This is a genomic window from Dinoroseobacter sp. PD6, from assembly GCF_028807315.1.
GTDB lineage: Bacteria > Pseudomonadota > Alphaproteobacteria > Rhodobacterales > Rhodobacteraceae > Dinoroseobacter > Dinoroseobacter shibae.
Map to the genome: position 1 here is coordinate 22,209 of NZ_JARAMN010000015.1, position 16,700 is coordinate 38,908.

Sequence of the window (16,700 nt, forward strand, 5' to 3'; positions counted from 1 at the left end):
GGGATTCTTTTCAACTTGTCTAAAAAGACATGTCCATAAAGCTAGGCATCGAACTGGATCTACATGAATTGGGGCTTCTCTCCCCAACTGGATACTATATCGGCCTTCATATCCGGTTCGCCGCCCCTCTGCTGGACTACCAGACCTATCCACAAGAGTGGAAGGATCGCTACACCGAACAGGCCTATGCGCTGCGCGACCCACTTCTCGCCTGGGGCTTTGGAATGACCGGGGCCACCCGGTGGAGCGAGATCGGAATCCCGGATCCGTTCGGCATCCTCGACGATGCGGCGCGGTTCGGGCTCAACTATGGTGTCGCCGTCTCTTGCGGCGAGATCAGTTCACGGACCATCGCCGGAGCTGCCCGGTCGGACCGTGAGTTCACGGATGACGAGATATCGGCCATCCAGACGATCGTCTTGCGGCTTCACGACACCACGACGCCGCCGGACAGCCTCACCAAGGCACAGATCGAGGCTCTCGGCCACATTGCGGCCGGGGACCGACATACAGCGGCCGCTGCCAAACTCGGTATCTCCGAAAGTGCGTTGAAAGCTCGCCTCACGGCGGCGAGACAGAAGCTGATGGCACGTACCACAGCCGAAGCCATTCAACGAGCGAAGGACTACAGGCTGCTATAGGGGTCTTTGGCCTCGGTCTTCTCGACCCACCACCACCACAAACTGGAGACTGACCCATGCAAACCACCACGCTTTCGTTCGAGAACCTTCACAACCATGGCGAGTTATTCGCAAATCTCTTTCGCGCGAGGCGACAGTCCTTCATTGTTCAGAACAAATGGGACCTGCCCGAGGCGATGGGGATGGAGTACGACCAGTACGACACGCCCGCGAGCCGCTGGGTCGCCGTGCACGAATTCGGCGAGGTTTATGCCGGTATCCGGCTGACGCCCACCACGGCGCGCTGCGGGATCTATACCTACATGATCCGGGACGCCCAGATGGGGCTGCTCGACACCATCCCGCAGGACCTGCTCTATGGGCCTGCGCCGGTGGATGAGAGTGTCTGGGAATCGAGCCGCGTCTTCGTCTCGCACACCACGCCGCAGAAGCTGCGCCGCCGGGTCCATGCCTGCCTGATCAGCGAGATGACCAAGGCCGCGCGGGAGCATGGCGCGTCCAGGGTGCTGGGGCTCGTCCCGGCGGTCTGGACCCGTTTCGCGGACCGGCTGGGCCTGGATATCGAGCCGGCCGGGCGGGTGATGGAGCTGGACGGGATCGACAACCAGTGCGTGTCGATCGACCTGACCCGCAAGCTGCACTAGGCGCCGCGCGCAGAGTGCCTTGAACCGACGGGGCGGAGCGCGCATACCTGCGGCCTCACAGCCTGGCGGGGTCTTCATGCGTCTTTCGGTTTCCTGTCGATACTCCGCGGGGGGGATGTGCGTCCCCCTCGCACCGCGGCCCGCAGGGGGCGCGCCCCTTTCCGGCCGCGGGCAGGGCCATGGCTGATCTGTTCGACCGCGACGGGGCCGCGCCGCCCGATGACGGGCCCCGGCCCCTGGCGGACCGGCTGCGGCCCGCGCACCTGTCCGAGGTGATCGGGCAGGATCACCTTCTGGGCCCGGACGGGCCGCTCGGCGCTATGCTGGCCAATCGTGCGCTGTCCTCGGTGATCTTCTGGGGGCCGCCCGGGGTGGGCAAGACCACCATCGCGCGGCTGCTGGCGGCGGAAACCGACCTTGCCTTCGTTCAGATCAGCGCGATTTTCACCGGGGTGCCGGACCTGCGCAAGGTGTTCGAGGCCGCGCGGCTGCGGCGGCAGGGCGGGCAGGGGACGCTTCTGTTCGTGGACGAGATCCACCGGTTCAACAAGGCGCAACAGGACGGCTTTCTGCCCCATATGGAAGACGGGACCATCGTTCTGGTGGGCGCCACCACGGAAAACCCGTCCTTCGAGTTGAACGCGGCGGTCCTGAGCCGGGCACAGGTTCTGGTGCTGCACCGTCTGGACGCGGTGGCGCTGGAGGCGCTGTTGGCGCGGGCGGAGGCGCTGCTGGGCGTGAGCCTGCCGCTGGAGCCCGGGGCGCGGGCGGCGCTGATCGAGATGGCGGATGGGGATGGGCGGGCGCTCTTGAACCTGATCGAGCAGGTGGCGAGCTGGACGCCCGAAGCGCCGCTCGATGCCAAGGCGCTCGGGCAGCGGCTGAGCCAGCGGGCGGCGCAATACGACAAGTCGGGCGACGGGCATTACAACCTGATCTCGGCGCTGCACAAATCGGTGCGGGGATCGGACCCGGATGCGGCGCTCTACTGGCTGGCGCGGATGCTGACGGCCGGGGAGGACCCGCGGTACCTGATGCGGCGGATCACGCGGATGAGCGTGGAGGATATCGGGCTGGCCGACCCGCAGGCGCAGCGGCTGTGCCTGGATGCGTGGCAGACCTATGAGCGGCTGGGCAGTCCCGAAGGTGAGCTGGCGATCGCGCAGGCGGTGGTGTACCTGGCGCTCGCGCCCAAGTCGAACGCGGCCTATGTCGCCTACAAGGCGGCGATGAAGCAGGCGAAATCCAGCGGCTCGGCCCCGCCGCCCAAGCATATCCTGAACGCGCCCACGGCCCTGATGAAGGATCAGGGGTACGGCGCGGACTATGCCTATGACCACGATGCGGAGGATGGGTTTTCGGGGCAGAACTACTTTCCCGACGACATGGCGCGGCCGCGTTATTACGCGCCGGTGGAGCGCGGGTTCGAGCGCGACCTGGCCAAGCGGCTGGCCTATTTCGCCAAGCTGCGCGCCAAGAGGCAGAGTTGACAAGCCGCGCGCCAGGGCCGACAGAGCGGCCATGATATCCACCCTTCTCCAGGTTGCCCTCGGCGGCGCGGTCGGGGCCAGTTTGCGCTGGCTTCTGGGCGTTGGCGTTCTGCGTCTGACGGGGCCGACGGCGTTTCCGGTGGCGGTGCTGGGCGCGAACGTTCTGGGCAGTTTCCTGATGGGGGTGTTCGTGGTGATGGCGGCGAATCGGGGGCTGACGCACCTGTCGCCGCTGGTGATGACCGGGCTTCTGGGAGGGTTCACCACCTTCTCGGCCTTCTCGCTGGAAACGGTGACGTTGATCGAGCGCGGGCAGCTGGGCCTGGCGGCGGGCTATGTGCTGGCGTCGGTGGTGTTGTCGGTGGGCGGGCTTTGGACGGGGATGCATATGGCGCGGATGGTAGTGGCATGAGCGGTGTGCAGACCCTGACCGTGGGCGTGGACGAGGGGGATCAGCGGCTCGACCGCTGGCTGCGGCGGCGGTTTCCCCATCTGGGCCAGGGCCGGATCGAGAAGATGTGCCGCAAGGGCGAGCTGCGCGTGGATGGCGGGCGGGTGAAGCCCGCGACGCGCCTGCAGACCGGGCAGGCCGTGCGGGTGCCGCCCCTGCCGGAGCCGGGCGAGATCACGGCGCGGCCCGCGCGGGCGCGGATCTCGGATGCGGATCGCGAGATGCTGCAGGCCACGGTGATCTACCGCGACGCGGATATCCTGGCGCTGAACAAGCCCGCCGGGCTGCCGGTGCAGGGCGGCTCGGGGCAGGAGCGCCATATCGACGGGATGGCCGAGGCGCTGCAATTCGAGCTCGACGAGCCGCCGCGCCTGGTGCACCGGCTCGACAAGGACACGTCGGGCGTGCTGCTGATGGCGCGGACCCGGCGCAGCGCCGCGGCCCTGACGGCGGCGTTCCGGGCGCGCCAGACGCGCAAGATCTATTGGGCGGCGGTGGCCGGCGTGCCCCAGCCACAGCTGGGCACCGTGCGCTATGCCCTGATGAAGGCGCCGGGGCACGGCAAGCGCGGCGAGGGCGAGAAGATGCTCTGCATCGACCCCCGGCAGATGGACGCCCATCCGGACGCCAAGCGCGCGACGACGGATTACGCTGTGCTCTCGGCCCTGGGGCGGCGGGTGGCCTGGTGTGCGCTGGTGCCGATCACCGGGCGGACGCACCAGTTGCGCGCCCATATGGCCGAGCTGGGGCATCCGATCATCGGCGACGGCAAGTATGGCGGGTCGGGGCAGGAAAACCTGGGCGATGGCTGGGGCGCGCAGCTGGGCGGCGAGATGTCGAAGAAGCTGCATCTACATGCGCGACATCTGAGCCTGACGCACCCCGTCACCGGCGCGCGGCTGTCGCTGACCGCGCCGCTGCCGCCCCATATGGCGCGCACCTGGGAGGCGCTGGGCTGGGATGCGCGGGACGTGCCCGTGGACCCGTTCGAGGCGCTTGAATGACCCTGCGTCTGGTGGTGTTCGACGTGGACGGCACGCTGGTGGACAGCCAGCAGCAGATCCTTGCGGCGATGATCCAGGCGTTCGAGGGGATCGGCCTCGTGCCACCGGAGCCTGCGGCCATGCGCGCGATCATCGGGCTGTCCTTGCCCGTGGCCATGGCGCAGCTGGCGCCGGAGGTCGGGGCGCGGGACCATGATCGCCTTGCGGAGGGGTACAGGCAGGCCTTCGTGGCCCAGCGGGCCGCGGGCGGGGCGGAGGCGGATGCGCCGCTCTATCCCGGGGCGCTGGCGGCGTTGCGGGCGCTGGCCGAGCGGGACGACACGCTGCTCGGGGTGGCGACCGGCAAATCCCGCCGGGGTCTGGAGCTTCTGCTCGACTGCCACGATTTGCGGCCCTTTTTCATCACTTCGCAGGTGGCGGACGACCATCCGTCGAAACCGCATCCCTCGATGCTGTGGCAGGCCATGGCCGAGACCGGGGTCGATGCGGCGCAGGCGGTCATGCTGGGCGATACCGGGTTCGACATGGAGATGGCGCGCGCCGCCGGGGTCACGCCGCTGGGCGTCGGTTGGGGCTACCACGCGCCCGCGCGCCTGCGCGACCATGGCGCGGTTGAAGTCCTGGCGGATTTCGCCGAACTACCCACCGCGTTGGAGACGATCTGGAGGCAGGGATGAGCGGCTGGGCAGCGAAACGGTTCTGGAAAGAGACGGACATCGTCGAGGCCGGCACGGGGTTCGAGGTGCGGCTCGATGGGCGCAGCGTGCGGACGCCGCTCAAGACCCTGCTGGTGGTGCCGAGCCGCGGTTTCGCCGAACGCATCGCCGCCGAATGGGACGCGCAGGACGAGACGGTGAACCCGCAGTCGATGCCGTTTACCCGCGCGGCAAATGCTGCCCTGGACAAGGTGACGCCGCAGCACGCGGAGGTGGCCGAGATGCTCAGCGCCTATGGCGGCACGGACCTGCTGTGTTATCGCGCCACGGGGCCGGATACGCTGTGCGCGCGCCAGGCAGAGAGCTGGGATCCCCTGCTCGACTGGGCGGCGGAGCGGTACGGGGCGCGGCTGCGGGTGACTGCGGGGGTGTTGCCGGTGGACCAGGACGCCGACAGCCTGGCGCGCTTGTCGCAGGCGGTCGCGGCGTTCACCCCGTTCCAGCTGACCGGTTTTCACGACCTTGTGGCGATCTCGGGCTCCCTCGTTCTGGGGCTTGCGGTGGCCGAGGGCCGGATGAGCGCCGAGGCGGGTTTTGCCGCGTCGCGAATCGATGAAGAGTGGCAGATCTCCCAATGGGGTGACGACGAGGAAGAGGCCGAGCGCATTGCGGTGAAGCGCGCGGACTACCTGCGGGCGAAGGAAATCTTCGACCTTTCGTAACGTCACCTTGGTGCCGGGCGCGCTATGGCGACAAGAACTGTTTCCCGATCGGAAATTAACGTATCCGGTGCCGCCCTGGCGCAGGCCCGAATTCTGGCATGTTTCCCGTGCCTTGTCCGAAAAACGCGACCAATTTGAAAGCGCTTGTGTATTTCTTGGGCATTTCCCACGGCGCCGAAAGTGCTATCTGGTAAGGGAAGGGAATGTACCGCCGAACACTTGACGTTATTTTGGGGAAATGCCCAATTTGTGACGCTGGTGGGAGGGGTGTTCTCTCTCGTGACATGCAAACGGCCACAAAGGCCGACTTTGTCGGACATAACCGGCAAACCATCAGGAAGAGGATAAGATGAAGAAATCAGTTCTTTTTGGCGCTCTGGCGGCCGCTGGGCTTGCAGCGACCGGTGCCGCGGCAGATACGCTTGAAGAAGTTCAGGCGCGTGGTGCCGTGAACTGCGGGATCAGCACCGGCCTCGTGGGCTTCGCATCGCAGGACGCAAACGGCGAGTGGCAGGGCTTCGATGTGGCCGTGTGCCGTGCCGTGGCCGCCGCGGTCTTCGGTGACCCCACCGCCGTCAACTTCAACCCGGTCACCAACCAGGTCCGTTTCGAGGTTCTGAACTCCGGCGAGATCGACATGCTGGCCCGGAACACCACCTGGACCTTCTCGCGCGATGTCGACCTCAAGCTCGAGTTCACCGGGATCAACTATTACGACGGTCAGGGCTTCATGGTGCCCAAGGCGCTGGGCGTGAGCTCCGCCACCGAGCTGGACGGCGCCACGGTGTGCATCCAGAAGGGCACCACGACCGAGCTGAACCTTGCGGACTTCTTCCGCGCCAACAACATCTCCTTCGAGCCGGTGCCGATCTCCACCGCGTCGGAAGCGCAGCAGCAGTATCTGGCAGGGGCCTGTGACGTCTACACGACCGACGCCTCCGGCCTGGCCGCGACCCGCGCCTCCTTCGAGAGCCCGGACGAGCATGTGGTTCTGCCCGAGATCATCTCGAAAGAGCCGCTGGGCCCGCTGGTGCGCCACGGGGACAACGAGTGGGGCGACATCGTCCGCTGGACGCTCAACGCCCTGATCGCCGCCGAAGAGCTCGGCGTGACCTCCGCCAATGTGGCCGAGCTGGCCGCGGGCACCGACAACCCCGAGATCAACCGCCTGCTGGGCACCGAGGGTAACCTCGGCGAGCAGCTGGGCCTGTCGGCCGACTGGGCCGTCAATGTGATCAAGGCGGGTGGCAACTACGGCGAGATCTTCGAGACCCATATCGGGGAGAACACGCCGATCGGTCTGGCACGTGGGCTGAACGCCCAGTGGACCGAGGGTGGTCTGCTCTACGCACCGCCCTTCCGCTAAGCGGGGCACAGATTGGGCGCAGGATTTCCTGCGCCCTTTTTCGTTTACGATTACATCCGAGCAGGGCAGCGCAGTTCAAGCGCGATAAAAAGAACCCTGCCGCAACCACAGGGGCCTCAGATGACCACCTTCAGTGATCCGCCACCCGCGAGCGGGCCGCCAAACCAGCCCTTCAACCTGGGCATGTTGATCAATGATACCCGGTATCGAGGTTACACGTTTCAGTTCATCGCGCTCATCGCGCTGATCTTCTTCTTCGGCTGGCTTGTCAGCAACGCGATCTACAACCTCGCGGCCCTCGGCCAGGACATCAATTTCAGCTTCCTCGGACAGCCCGCGAGCTACGAGATCGACCAGACGCTGATCCCGTACACCTCGACCGACACCCATATGCGCGCGGCATTCGTCGGCTTGCTGAACACGCTGCTGGTGGCTTTCCTGGGCTGCATCACCGCAACGATCTTCGGCGTGCTGGCCGGGGTGCTGCGCCTGTCGAAGAACTGGCTCGTGGCCAAGGTGATGTCGGTCTATGTCGAGATTTTCCGCAACATCCCGGTGCTGATCTGGATCGTCATCATCTCGGCGGTGATGAGCCAGGCTTTGCCGCAACCGCGGGCATTCCGCGGCGAGGACGCCACCGCCACGATGGTTCTGTGGGACAGTGTGGCCTTCACCAATCGCGGGGTCTACATCCCGGCGCCGGTCTGGAACCCCGGCTCGGGCATCGTCGTGGCGGTGTTCTTGTTGTCGATCATCGGGATCTTCGTATTCCGGCGTTACGCCAAGAACCTGCTGTTCAACACCGGCAAGCTGCTGCCCGTGGGCCGCATCTCGCTGGCGATTTTCTTCGTTCCGACGCTCTTGGCCTTTTTCGTCATGGGGCGCCCCATCGGTCTCGACTACCCCGAACTGGGCGGGTTCAACTTCCGGGGGGGGATCAACATCCGCGGCACGCTGATCGCGCTGTGGTTCGCGCTGGCGCTTTATACCGGCGCCTTCATCGCGGAGAACGTGCGGGCGGGCATCCTGGCGGTCTCCAAGGGTCAGACAGAGGCGGCCGCCGCGCTCGGCATGCGGCCCAACCGGATCATGAGCCTGATCATCCTGCCGCAGGCGCTGCGGGTGATCATTCCGCCCGTGATCTCGCAATACCTGAACCTGACCAAGAACTCGTCCCTCGCGGCCGCAATCGGCTACATGGACCTGACGGGAACCCTGGGCGGCGTGACGCTCAACCAGACCGGGCGAAGTTTCGAATGCGTGTTGTTGCTGATGCTGTTCTACCTGCTGATCTCCCTGAGCATTTCGGCGCTGATGAACCTCTACAACAATGCCGTGAAGCTGAAGGAGCGTTGAGATGAGCGATACCCATGCAAGCGCCGCCTTCGTCCGCACCGAGGAAATCCCGCCGAGCCCGCCGCCGGTCTCGGAAGTCGGGATCGTCAACTGGCTGCGCAGCAACCTGTTTTATTCGATCCCGTCCTCGATCCTGACGCTGCTGACGGCGGCCTTCATCTATTGGCTGTCCTCGATCCTGATGCCCTGGATGTTCAACGGGGTCTGGGATGCAAATTCGATCCGTGATTGCCGGGAGATCCTGGACGGGGCGATCGGTGGCTGTTTCGCGGTCATCGCCGAACGCTGGCCGCAGCTGATCTTCGGCAACTACCCCAACGAGGAATACTGGCGCGCGGTGCTGGCCTTTGTCGGGCTGTTCGTCGCGTTGGCGCCGGTGCTGTTCTTCAAGCTGCCGCGCAAGATGCTGTGGTTCACGGGGCTGTTCCCGTTCATCGCCTACTGGCTGATCTGGGGCGGCTCCGCCTGGGTGTCGGTCATGGCGCTCGTGGGCGTTGTCGTGGGCTATGTCGCGTTCAAGGCGCTGGAGGAAAGATCGTTCTTCGGGGCGATCGTCGCGGCACTCTTTGCCACGCTGCTCTTCTGGATCTTCATCTCGCCGCTGGCGGTGAACGCCCTGTCCTCGGTCGTGGCACTGAGTCTGCCGCAGGTGGAAAGCCGCTTCATCGGCGGATTCATGATCAACTTCATTCTCGGAACCTCGGGCATCGCGCTGTCGCTGCCGCTGGGGATCGCCCTGGCACTGGGGCGGCAGTCGAACCTGCCGATCATCAAGGGCGTCTGCGTGGTCTTCATCGAGTTCATCCGCGGCGTGCCGTTGATCACCCTGCTGTTCGTGGCCTCGGTCATGCTGGCCTATTTCCTGCCGCCGGGCACGAGTTTCGACCTGGTGCTGCGCGTGATCATCATGATCACCCTCTTCGCCTCGGCCTATATCGCGGAAGCGATCCGGGGCGGGCTCGCGGCCTTGCCGCGGGGGCAGTACGAGGCGGGCGACAGCCTCGGCCTCGATTACTGGCAGTCCATGCGTCTGATCATCCTGCCGCAAGCGTTGAAGATCTCGATCCCGTCCATCGTGAATATCGCGATCGGGCTGTTCAAGGACACCACGCTGGTCTCGATCATCTCGATGTTCGACATGCTCGGCATGATCCAGGGGCCGATCCTGTCCTCGACGGAATGGTTCGGCGTCTACTGGGAGCTTCTGGGCTTCTTCGGGTTGCTGTTCTTCGTCTTCTGCTACGGCATTTCGCAATACTCGCAATGGTTGGAGCGTCAGCTCGCAACCGAACATCGCTAAGGAAAGGGCATTCATATGGCTATGACAGACCAGGCCCCGGCAATGACCGTCTCGGACGAGGTGGCCATCGAGATCGACAAGATGAACAAGTGGTACGGGCAATTCCACGTGCTGCGCGACATCAACCTGACGGTCTACCGAGGCGAGCGGATCGTGATCTGTGGGCCGTCGGGCTCGGGCAAATCCACGCTGATCCGGTGCATCAACGCATTGGAGGAGCATCAGGCGGGCTCGATCACCGTGGACGGCACGCTGTTGTCTTCGGACCTCAAGAACATCGACACGATCCGGTCCGAGGTCGGGATGTGCTTCCAGCACTTCAACCTCTTTCCGCATCTGACCATCCTGGAGAATTGCACCCTGGCGCCGATCTGGGTGCGCAAGACGCCCAAGAAGGAAGCCGAGGCCACGGCGATGCATTTCCTCGAGAAGGTGAAGATCCCGGACCAGGCCAACAAATATCCCGGGCAGCTGTCCGGCGGGCAGCAGCAGCGGGTGGCGATTGCCCGGTCGCTGTGCATGCGGCCGCGGATCATGCTCTTTGACGAGCCGACCTCGGCGCTCGATCCGGAGATGATCAAGGAAGTGCTCGATACCATGATCGAGTTGGCCGAAGAGGGCATGACCATGATCTGCGTGACCCACGAGATGGGCTTCGCGCGGCAGGTGGCGAACCGGGTGATCTTCATGGATGCCGGTCAGATCGTGGAGCAGAACGAGCCGGAGGAGTTCTTCGGCAACCCGCAATCGGATCGGACCAAGCTGTTCCTGAGCCAGATCCTCGGCCACTGAAGCACCGACATCGCGCGAAGGCCCCGGACCCCCGGGGCCTTTGTCATGTCCGGGTCACGCCGAGATCTGCGGGGATCACGAAAGACGCAAGGCGCCCCGTGTTCCATTCAAGGGCCGCCCATTCCGCGATGGGGAAGTGCAGCACCGTGGTCGCCCCGGTCGGGTACTGGGCGAAGCGCGGATGCTCGGGCCGGTCCGGTGTCAGGCGGCTGGCGAACTCGGCGATGCCCGGGTTATGGGCGATCATCAGGACCCGGTCCCCGGTTGCCTGCTGCAGGCGCGCCATCAGGGCCGCGCCTTCGGCGTGATAGAGTGCTCGGTCCAGCGTCACCTCGCCCGGCAGATCGAGGCGCCGCCAGGTTTCCCGGGTGCGCGCCGCGTCGGAGCACAACACTTCGTCCGGGACCAGGTCATTGTCGCGGATCCAGCGGCCCAGGGCCTCGGCCCCGCGCCGCCCGCGTCCGTTCAGGGGGCGGCTGTGGTCGTCGCGCCCGGGCTCGGCCCAGCTCGACTTGGCGTGTCGCATGAGAAGAAGTGTCTTCATTCCGGCCCCCGTTGCCTCCGCCTGTGAAAGCTCTGCATGTGGAAGGCCGATTGCGCCTCGGCCCGGCCGTAGGATCGGCTGAGGGGGCAGGCGCGGCGCACGGCGCATCCGCGCCCATGACAGTCGAGACCCGCGGGCGTGTCCAGAAACGATTTGCACAGGGGCACGTCATAGGCCTCCGGCGAGAGGGCGGAGACCGGGCAGGCGATGCGGCAGGGTTGGGATGAACACTCCGCGCAGGGGACGGGCGGCGGGGGTGGCAGGGTGAGGCGTTGTTTCAGCGCCAGCGCGCCCCGGTAGCTGATCATCAGCCCCGCCGTATCATGCACGAGCAGCCCGACCGGCGAGATATGCGCCCGGCCCGATTCGCGCGCCCAGCGGATGAAGGGGCGCCAGGGCGGGCCGCCGAAGGGGAAGAGCGCCTTTGCGCCGAGGTCGCAGGCCCACTGGCCGATCACGCGCCGGGACCAGCGGTCGAGCGGGTCGGCGCAAGCCTCCTGCGCCTCCGGGCTGGCGCGGAAGGCGGCCCAGAAGCCCGGCTCGCGCGGCCCGAGCAGGATCATGGTTTGCGTGCCCGCCGGCACATCCGGGTCGCCCTCAGGATGCCAGGCGCCGAACACGGCCAGGTGGCGCGCCGCGGCGGCGGCCTCCAGCCCAGCAAAGTCCGTGGCCTCAGCCCCGGCGGATGATCGAGCCGGCGCCATGTTCGGTAAACAGCTCCAGAAGGCAGGCATTGGGCGCACGACCGTCGAGAATCACCGCCGCGCGCACGCCGCCCCTGATCGCCGTAACGCAGGTCTCGGTCTTGGGGATCATGCCCCCGGCGATGACGCCTGCGGCGGTCATCTCCTCGATATTCTCCACGGTCAGTTCGGTCACGACCTTACCTTGCGCATCCTTCACCCCGGACACATCCGTCAGCAGCAAGAGCCGGTCAGCCTTGAGCGCGGCGGCGATGGCGCCTGCAGCCGTGTCGCCATTGATGTTGAAGGTTTCGCCCTCGCGCCCGGTGCCGATCGGGGCGATCACCGGGATGATCTCGGACCGGACGAGTTGCAGCAAGGTGTCCGGCGTCACCTCCACCGGTTCGCCGACGAAGCCGAGCGCCGGGTCCGCCGGGTCGCAGACGATGAGGTTGGCATCCTTTCCGCTGAGCCCGATGGCGCGCCCGCCCTCGCGGTTGATCGCCTGCACGATGCGCTTGTTCACCAGGCCCGACAGGACCATTTCGACCACCTCGATCGTCGCGGCATCGGTCACCCGCTTGCCGTTCACGAAATCCGACTTGATGTCGAGCTTGGCCAGCATGGCGTTGATCATCGGCCCGCCGCCATGGACGATCACCGGGTTCACCCCGACCTGGCGCATCAGCACGATGTCGCGGGCAAAGCTCGCCATCGCCTCGGCATCGCCCATGGCATGGCCGCCGAACTTGATCACGACGATCGCGTCATCGTAGCGGCGCAGGAAGGGGACGGCTTCGGAAAGGGTGCGCGCGGTGGCGATCCAGTCGCTTTTCATCGGTCTCGTTTTCATCTTGGGCCCGGTCTGGTGTGGTCACGCCTGTTACCTGTTTCCCGGCAGCGTGCCAAGGCGTAGGCTGCGCGGGAAAGGTCCAGCCCCATGAGTCGTCAACGTACTCTCGTTCTGACCGGTGCCAGTCGCGGTATCGGCCACGCCACCGTGAAGAAGTTCAGCGCGGAGGGGTGGCGGGTTCTGTCCTGCTCCCGCCAGCCCTTCGATGCGCGGTGCCCATGGCCCGGCGGAGAGGACAATCATATTCAGGTCGATCTCGCCGACCCGCACAACACGATGGAGGCGATCTCGGTCATTCGCGACAAGGTGGGCGGCTGTCTCGATGCGCTGGTGAACAATGCAGGTATCTCGCCCAAGGGGGCGGGCGGCGCGCGGCTGAGCACGCTGGACACGGACCTGCGGACCTGGGGGCAGGTGTTCCACGTCAATTTCTTCGCCTCGGTGGTGCTGGCGCGGGGGCTGAAGGACGAGTTGGCCGCCGCGGGCGGGGCGGTGGTGAACGTCACCTCAATCGCCGGTACCCGGGTGCACCCCTTCGCCGGGGCGGCCTATGCCACGTCCAAGGCTGCGCTCAAGGCGCTGACGCGAGAGATGGCCCATGATTTCGGCCCGCTCGGCGTGCGCGTGAATGCCATCGCGCCGGGGGAGGTCGAAACCTCGATCCTGTCGCCGGGGACGGACAGGATCGTCGAGAAGCTGCCCCTGCGGCGGCTCGGGCAACCCTCCGAGGTGGCCGAGGCGATCTATTTCCTGTGCTCGGAGCGGAGCAGCTACATCTCCGGCACGGAGATCGAGGTCAATGGCGGCCAGCACGTCTGAGGGCGGGCCGGTATCTGATCACGGGCCAGTTCCCAACCCCGGGGGTGTTTCCCGACCCGAGCCTACACCAGCCCGGCGACGGTGGCGCGCAGGGTCTCGATCCCGTCGCCCTTGGCCGAGCTGGTCAGCAGAAGCTCGGGGAAGGCCGCGGGGTGCCTGGCAAGCTCCTTGCGGACCTGGGCGAGGGTCTTGTCCTGCTCGGCCGTCTTGATCTTGTCCGCCTTGGTCAGCACCACCTGGAAGGTGACCGCGGCGGTGTCGAGCAGGGACATGATCTCGTGATCGACCGCCTTGATCCCGTGCCGCGCGTCGATCAGCACGAAGGCGCGGCGCAGGGTGGGCCGCCCGGTCAGGTAGGCCTTGAGCAGGGCCTGCCATTTCTGCACCACCGCCACGGGCGCCTCGGCAAAGCCGTAGCCGGGCACATCCACAAGGTAGCGATCCTCGCCGAGGCAGAAATAGTTGATCTCCTGGGTGCGACCGGGCGTGTTGGAGGTGCGCGCCAGCGCCTTGCGCCCGGTCAGCGCGTTGATCAGGGAGGATTTGCCCACGTTCGAGCGGCCTGCGAAGCAGACCTCCAGCCGGTCCGCCGGGGGCAGGCCGGACATGGCCACAACGCCCTTGAGGAAGGTGACCTCGCCCGCAAACAGCTTGCGCCCCGCCTCAAGGCTTTGCGCGTCGGGCTCGGGGCTGAGGGGGAAGGGCAGGGCGGTCATGGCAGGACCCGCAGCTCTGCGCCGAGGGGCACCTCGCCGTCGCGGGTGACCACCGCATAGACGCCGAAATTGCGGTGTCCCCAGCCGGTCTCAAGCGCGGCGAGCGTGTCGGCGTCGCGGCGCCCCGTCTCCGGGTTGGCCATGGTTGCAGTGCACCGCGCGATAGGCTCGGTAACTTCCAGTTCCGCCGTGCCAAGGGCAATGCGCCGCCCGACCCATTCGAGTTCTTCCCACAGGGCGGGCCCGTCGAGCCAGATATTGCCCCGCCAGCGCAGGGGGGACAGCTCGCGGCCGAGCTTCTGGCTCACGGCACGATGAGAGGCGAGGTTGCACAGGCTGATGGTGGGCTCCGGCGTGTCGGTGAAGCCGCGCGCATCGTTGCGCAGCACGGCCACGGGTTGGGCGCGGTCCGCGGGGACCAGCGGTTCGACCCAGGCGAGGAAGGCGTCCGCCTCCCGGTCCGGCGCGACGTCCAGGTCCGGACGGTCCGGGTGGGTCAGCGTGACGGTCTGCCCATCGGGATGCAGCCGGGCGCGGATCGCCGCCAGCGCCGGTGCCTTCGCGACGCGCGCGAAATTCGCGCAGGGCGACCAGCCCTCGGGATTGGGCTTTGCCGCATCGTGCAGCACCGCCCAGAGCCGGTCGCCGGGCAGGGTGCCGCCCCGGGACAGGGTCGCCGTTTCCAACGCCTCGGCCCCGTGGGACTTGATCGGGTGGCGCCAAATCGCGGCGACGGTGCCGGTCACTTGTCCTCCGAGGGCTTCTTCTTCTTGAAGCTGGCCACGATGTTGCCGAAGAGGTCGGGTTTGTACCCGTGGCGCCGCATGATGAAATACTGTTGGGCGAAGGTGATGACGTTGTTCGCGATCCAGTAGACGATCAGGCCGCTGGCGAAGGTGCCAAGCATGAACATGAACACCCAGGGCAGCCAGGCGAAGATCATCGCCTGGGTCGGGTCCGTGGGCGCCGGGTTCAGCTTCTGCTGGAGCCACATGGAAATCCCCAGCAGCAGCGGCAGGATCCCGATGAAGATCAGCGCCAGGATCGAGCCGGGCTCGGGCGAGGCGAAGGGCAGCAGGCCGAACAGGTTCATGATCGAGGTCGGGTCGGGCGCCGACAGGTCCTGAAACGGGCCGAAGAACGGGGCGTGACGCAGCTCGATCGTGACGAAGATCACCTTGTAGAGCGAGAAGAAGATCGGGATCTGGAGCAGGATCGGCAGACAGCCCGCGGCGGGGTTCACCTTTTCCTTCTTGTAGAGCTCCATCATCGCAACCTGGAGCTTCTGGCGGTCATCGCCCGCCTTCTCCTTCAGCTTCTCCATCTCGGGCTGCAACTCTTTCATGCGCGCCATGGAGACATAGGACTTCCAGGCCAGCGGCAGCAAAAGCGCCTTGATCAGCAGGGTCAGGACGATGATCGCGACGCCCATGTTGCCAATCAGAAGGTTCAACTCGTGCAGAACGAAGAAGATCGGCTTGGTCAGGAAGTAGAACCAGCCCCAGTCGATGCTGTCGATGAAGCCTTCGATGCCCAGCTCGCGCTCGTAGCCGCGGATGGCTTCCCACTCCTTGGCCCCGGCAAAGAGCCGGGTCTCGACCGTCACGGTCTGTCCCCCGGGCACGGTTTGCGTCGGCAGGCGGGTCTCGGTCTGGTAGATGTCGGCGTTGCCCACGTATTTCGCCACGGAGGTGAAGGGCTGCCCGGGCGTCGGGATGAGGGTGGTCATCCAGTTCTTGTCGGTAAAGCCGATCCAGCCGTTCTGCTCGACCTGCTCGACCTCGGCCCGGGCGCCTTCCCGTTCGACGAAATCGTAGTCGAGCATGTCGTCATAGTCGGATTCGATCAGGCTGCCATCGGCCATGGCCACCACGCCCTCGTGCAGCACGAAGAAGTTGATCGTGTCGGGCTCGCCGTGCCGCGCGATGATGCCGTAGGGCTGCATCCGCTTGTCGGTTTCGGTGGTGTTCTCGACGCTCTGGGTCACCGTGAACATGAAATCATCGTCCACCGCGAGGGTGCGGCGGAAAATCAGGCCGTTGCCGTTCTCCCAGCGCAGCACCACGGGGGTGTCCACCGTCAGGGTGTCGCCGCTTTCCACGGTCCAGAGGGTGTTGGCACCCGGCACATCGTCAAAGGACAGGGTGCCGGCCGGGGCCCAGCCATAGAGCGCATAGTAGGCTCCGGGCGCGTCCACCGGAGACAGCAGGCGCACGATCGGCGAGTCCGGCTCCAGGGTTTCGTTGTAGTTCCTCAGGGACAGGTCATCTATCCGCCCCCCGAGAAGAGAGATCGACCCCTCCAGCGCAGGGGTGTCGATCTGGACCCGCGGGGCGTTCTCGGTCGGGGTCGCGGCTGTTTGCGGGGCGGCACCCGGGGCGGCTTCGGTCACGGCGGCAGGCGGTGTCAGGGCGACATCGGCCGTCTCGCCCGATTGCGTGATCTGGGTCGGCGCGTTGGGGTCGGTCACCGGCTCTTCCGGTGGGAAAAGAAGGAACCAGACAAGGATCACCAGAAAGCTGAGCGCCGTGGCGAGAATGAGGTTCTTGTTCTGGTCGTCCATGTGAAGCCCGCACCTTCTACCGTTGGGATAGGGGGGTTCAACCGAGTGGACCGAAAAAGGTCAAGTCATTTTCCCGAATGTGACCACCCGGGGGGTGGCG

Annotated in this window: 19 protein-coding genes; 13 read left to right on the plus strand and 6 right to left on the minus strand. The window is 66.0% G+C overall.

Going from position 1 to position 16,700, the window contains the following annotated elements; genetic code table 11:
* Positions 1–29 precede the first annotated feature (29 nt).
* From PVW48_RS19000 to PVW48_RS19050, 11 genes are all read left to right on the plus strand, one after another.
* A complete protein-coding gene (locus PVW48_RS19000) occupies positions 30–641 on the plus strand; it encodes an autoinducer binding domain-containing protein (RefSeq protein WP_012176990.1) in 612 nt (203 codons plus the stop codon).
* A gap of 56 nt (positions 642–697) precedes the next feature.
* A complete protein-coding gene (locus PVW48_RS19005) occupies positions 698–1,285 on the plus strand; it encodes an acyl-homoserine-lactone synthase (RefSeq protein ID WP_012176991.1) in 588 nt (195 codons plus the stop codon).
* Between the two features lie 179 nt (positions 1,286–1,464).
* A complete protein-coding gene (locus PVW48_RS19010) occupies positions 1,465–2,775 on the plus strand; it encodes a replication-associated recombination protein A (RefSeq protein ID WP_274582515.1) in 1,311 nt (436 codons plus the stop codon).
* A gap of 31 nt (positions 2,776–2,806) precedes the next feature.
* Positions 2,807–3,187: a fluoride efflux transporter CrcB gene (gene crcB, locus PVW48_RS19015; RefSeq protein ID WP_274582517.1), complete on the plus strand. Its 381-nt coding sequence runs from the start codon at positions 2,807–2,809 to the stop codon at positions 3,185–3,187.
* Entirely contained in the window at positions 3,184–4,230 is a 1,047-nt protein-coding gene (locus PVW48_RS19020) for an RluA family pseudouridine synthase (protein ID WP_274582519.1), read from the plus strand. Before crcB ends, PVW48_RS19020 begins: the two co-directional genes overlap by 4 nt.
* Positions 4,227–4,907 (plus strand): HAD-IA family hydrolase, encoded by a 681-nt coding sequence (locus PVW48_RS19025; RefSeq protein WP_274582522.1) that lies wholly within the window; start codon positions 4,227–4,229, stop codon positions 4,905–4,907. Before PVW48_RS19020 ends, PVW48_RS19025 begins: the two co-directional genes overlap by 4 nt.
* Entirely contained in the window at positions 4,904–5,608 is a 705-nt protein-coding gene (locus PVW48_RS19030) for an ATP12 family chaperone protein (RefSeq protein ID WP_274582524.1), read from the plus strand. Before PVW48_RS19025 ends, PVW48_RS19030 begins: the two co-directional genes overlap by 4 nt.
* Positions 5,609–5,957: 349 nt before the next feature.
* Positions 5,958–6,974 (plus strand): amino acid ABC transporter substrate-binding protein, encoded by a 1,017-nt coding sequence (locus tag PVW48_RS19035; protein ID WP_012176997.1) that lies wholly within the window; start codon positions 5,958–5,960, stop codon positions 6,972–6,974.
* Positions 6,975–7,094: 120 nt separating this feature from the next.
* Positions 7,095–8,330 (plus strand): amino acid ABC transporter permease, encoded by a 1,236-nt coding sequence (locus tag PVW48_RS19040; protein ID WP_274582528.1) that lies wholly within the window; start codon positions 7,095–7,097, stop codon positions 8,328–8,330.
* Position 8,331: 1 nt separating this feature from the next.
* Positions 8,332–9,630, plus strand: a complete 1,299-nt coding sequence (locus PVW48_RS19045) for an amino acid ABC transporter permease (RefSeq protein WP_274582529.1) — start codon at positions 8,332–8,334, stop codon at positions 9,628–9,630.
* A 21-nt stretch (positions 9,631–9,651) separates the two neighbouring features.
* Positions 9,652–10,422 (plus strand): amino acid ABC transporter ATP-binding protein, encoded by a 771-nt coding sequence (locus PVW48_RS19050; RefSeq protein WP_044027579.1) that lies wholly within the window; start codon positions 9,652–9,654, stop codon positions 10,420–10,422.
* Positions 10,423–10,465: 43 nt separating this feature from the next.
* Here the strand turns inward: PVW48_RS19050 and PVW48_RS19055 are convergent, their stop codons facing one another.
* From PVW48_RS19055 to argB, 3 genes are read right to left on the minus strand one after another with little or no spacing between them, the layout of a single operon-like run.
* Entirely contained in the window at positions 10,466–10,966 is a 501-nt protein-coding gene (locus PVW48_RS19055; RefSeq protein WP_274582530.1) for a SixA phosphatase family protein, read from the minus strand.
* Complete coding sequence (locus PVW48_RS19060) at positions 10,963–11,670, minus strand: ferredoxin (RefSeq protein WP_274582531.1); 708 nt, start codon at positions 11,668–11,670, stop codon at positions 10,963–10,965. Before PVW48_RS19060 ends, PVW48_RS19055 begins: the two co-directional genes overlap by 4 nt.
* Positions 11,639–12,502, minus strand: coding sequence for an acetylglutamate kinase (argB, locus tag PVW48_RS19065; protein ID WP_274582532.1), 864 nt, complete (start codon positions 12,500–12,502; stop codon positions 11,639–11,641). Before argB ends, PVW48_RS19060 begins: the two co-directional genes overlap by 32 nt.
* On the opposite strand from argB, the gene PVW48_RS20155 reads away from it, so the two are divergent.
* Both PVW48_RS20155 and PVW48_RS19070 read left to right on the plus strand, forming a co-directional pair.
* A complete protein-coding gene (locus PVW48_RS20155; RefSeq protein ID WP_443112691.1) occupies positions 12,465–12,593 on the plus strand; it encodes a hypothetical protein in 129 nt (42 codons plus the stop codon). The genes argB and PVW48_RS20155 overlap by 38 nt on opposite strands.
* Positions 12,590–13,321, plus strand: a complete 732-nt coding sequence (locus PVW48_RS19070; RefSeq protein WP_274582533.1) for an SDR family NAD(P)-dependent oxidoreductase — start codon at positions 12,590–12,592, stop codon at positions 13,319–13,321. The genes PVW48_RS20155 and PVW48_RS19070 overlap by 4 nt, the downstream gene beginning before the upstream one ends.
* 62 nt (positions 13,322–13,383) lie before the next feature.
* Here PVW48_RS19070 and yihA read toward each other — a convergent pair whose 3' ends face one another.
* From yihA to yidC, 3 genes are read right to left on the minus strand one after another with little or no spacing between them, the layout of a single operon-like run.
* Positions 13,384–14,037 carry a ribosome biogenesis GTP-binding protein YihA/YsxC gene (gene yihA / locus PVW48_RS19075; RefSeq protein ID WP_012177005.1) on the minus strand — a complete coding sequence of 218 codons (654 nt, stop codon included), beginning with the start codon at positions 14,035–14,037 and terminating at the stop codon, positions 13,384–13,386.
* Positions 14,034–14,783 (minus strand): MOSC domain-containing protein, encoded by a 750-nt coding sequence (locus tag PVW48_RS19080; RefSeq protein ID WP_274582534.1) that lies wholly within the window; start codon positions 14,781–14,783, stop codon positions 14,034–14,036. The genes yihA and PVW48_RS19080 overlap by 4 nt, the downstream gene beginning before the upstream one ends.
* Entirely contained in the window at positions 14,780–16,600 is a 1,821-nt protein-coding gene (gene yidC / locus PVW48_RS19085; RefSeq protein ID WP_274582535.1) for a membrane protein insertase YidC, read from the minus strand. Before yidC ends, PVW48_RS19080 begins: the two co-directional genes overlap by 4 nt.
* Positions 16,601–16,700 lie beyond the last annotated feature (100 nt).

Excerpts from the sequence above, each read along its gene's own strand:
- PVW48_RS19050 (WP_044027579.1), top strand. The coding sequence starts at position 9,652 with ATGACAGACCAGGCCCCGGCAATGACCGTCTCGGACGAGGTGGCCATC.
- PVW48_RS19030 (WP_274582524.1), top strand. The coding sequence starts at position 4,904 with ATGAGCGGCTGGGCAGCGAAACGGTTCTGGAAAGAGACGGACATCGTC.
- PVW48_RS19060 (WP_274582531.1), bottom strand. The coding sequence starts at position 11,670 with ATGGCGCCGGCTCGATCATCCGCCGGGGCTGAGGCCACGGACTTTGCT.
- PVW48_RS19055 (WP_274582530.1), bottom strand. The coding sequence starts at position 10,966 with ATGAAGACACTTCTTCTCATGCGACACGCCAAGTCGAGCTGGGCCGAG.
- PVW48_RS19040 (WP_274582528.1), top strand. The coding sequence starts at position 7,095 with ATGACCACCTTCAGTGATCCGCCACCCGCGAGCGGGCCGCCAAACCAG.
- argB (WP_274582532.1), bottom strand. The coding sequence starts at position 12,502 with ATGAAAACGAGACCGATGAAAAGCGACTGGATCGCCACCGCGCGCACC.
- PVW48_RS19025 (WP_274582522.1), top strand. The coding sequence starts at position 4,227 with ATGACCCTGCGTCTGGTGGTGTTCGACGTGGACGGCACGCTGGTGGAC.
- PVW48_RS19045 (WP_274582529.1), top strand. The coding sequence starts at position 8,332 with ATGAGCGATACCCATGCAAGCGCCGCCTTCGTCCGCACCGAGGAAATC.
- yihA (WP_012177005.1), bottom strand. The coding sequence starts at position 14,037 with ATGACCGCCCTGCCCTTCCCCCTCAGCCCCGAGCCCGACGCGCAAAGC.
- PVW48_RS19035 (WP_012176997.1), top strand. The coding sequence starts at position 5,958 with ATGAAGAAATCAGTTCTTTTTGGCGCTCTGGCGGCCGCTGGGCTTGCA.
- yidC (WP_274582535.1), bottom strand. The coding sequence starts at position 16,600 with ATGGACGACCAGAACAAGAACCTCATTCTCGCCACGGCGCTCAGCTTT.
- PVW48_RS19005 (WP_012176991.1), top strand. The coding sequence starts at position 698 with ATGCAAACCACCACGCTTTCGTTCGAGAACCTTCACAACCATGGCGAG.
- PVW48_RS19070 (WP_274582533.1), top strand. The coding sequence starts at position 12,590 with ATGAGTCGTCAACGTACTCTCGTTCTGACCGGTGCCAGTCGCGGTATC.
- PVW48_RS19020 (WP_274582519.1), top strand. The coding sequence starts at position 3,184 with ATGAGCGGTGTGCAGACCCTGACCGTGGGCGTGGACGAGGGGGATCAG.
- PVW48_RS19010 (WP_274582515.1), top strand. The coding sequence starts at position 1,465 with ATGGCTGATCTGTTCGACCGCGACGGGGCCGCGCCGCCCGATGACGGG.
- crcB (WP_274582517.1), top strand. The coding sequence starts at position 2,807 with ATGATATCCACCCTTCTCCAGGTTGCCCTCGGCGGCGCGGTCGGGGCC.
- PVW48_RS19000 (WP_012176990.1), top strand. The coding sequence starts at position 30 with ATGTCCATAAAGCTAGGCATCGAACTGGATCTACATGAATTGGGGCTT.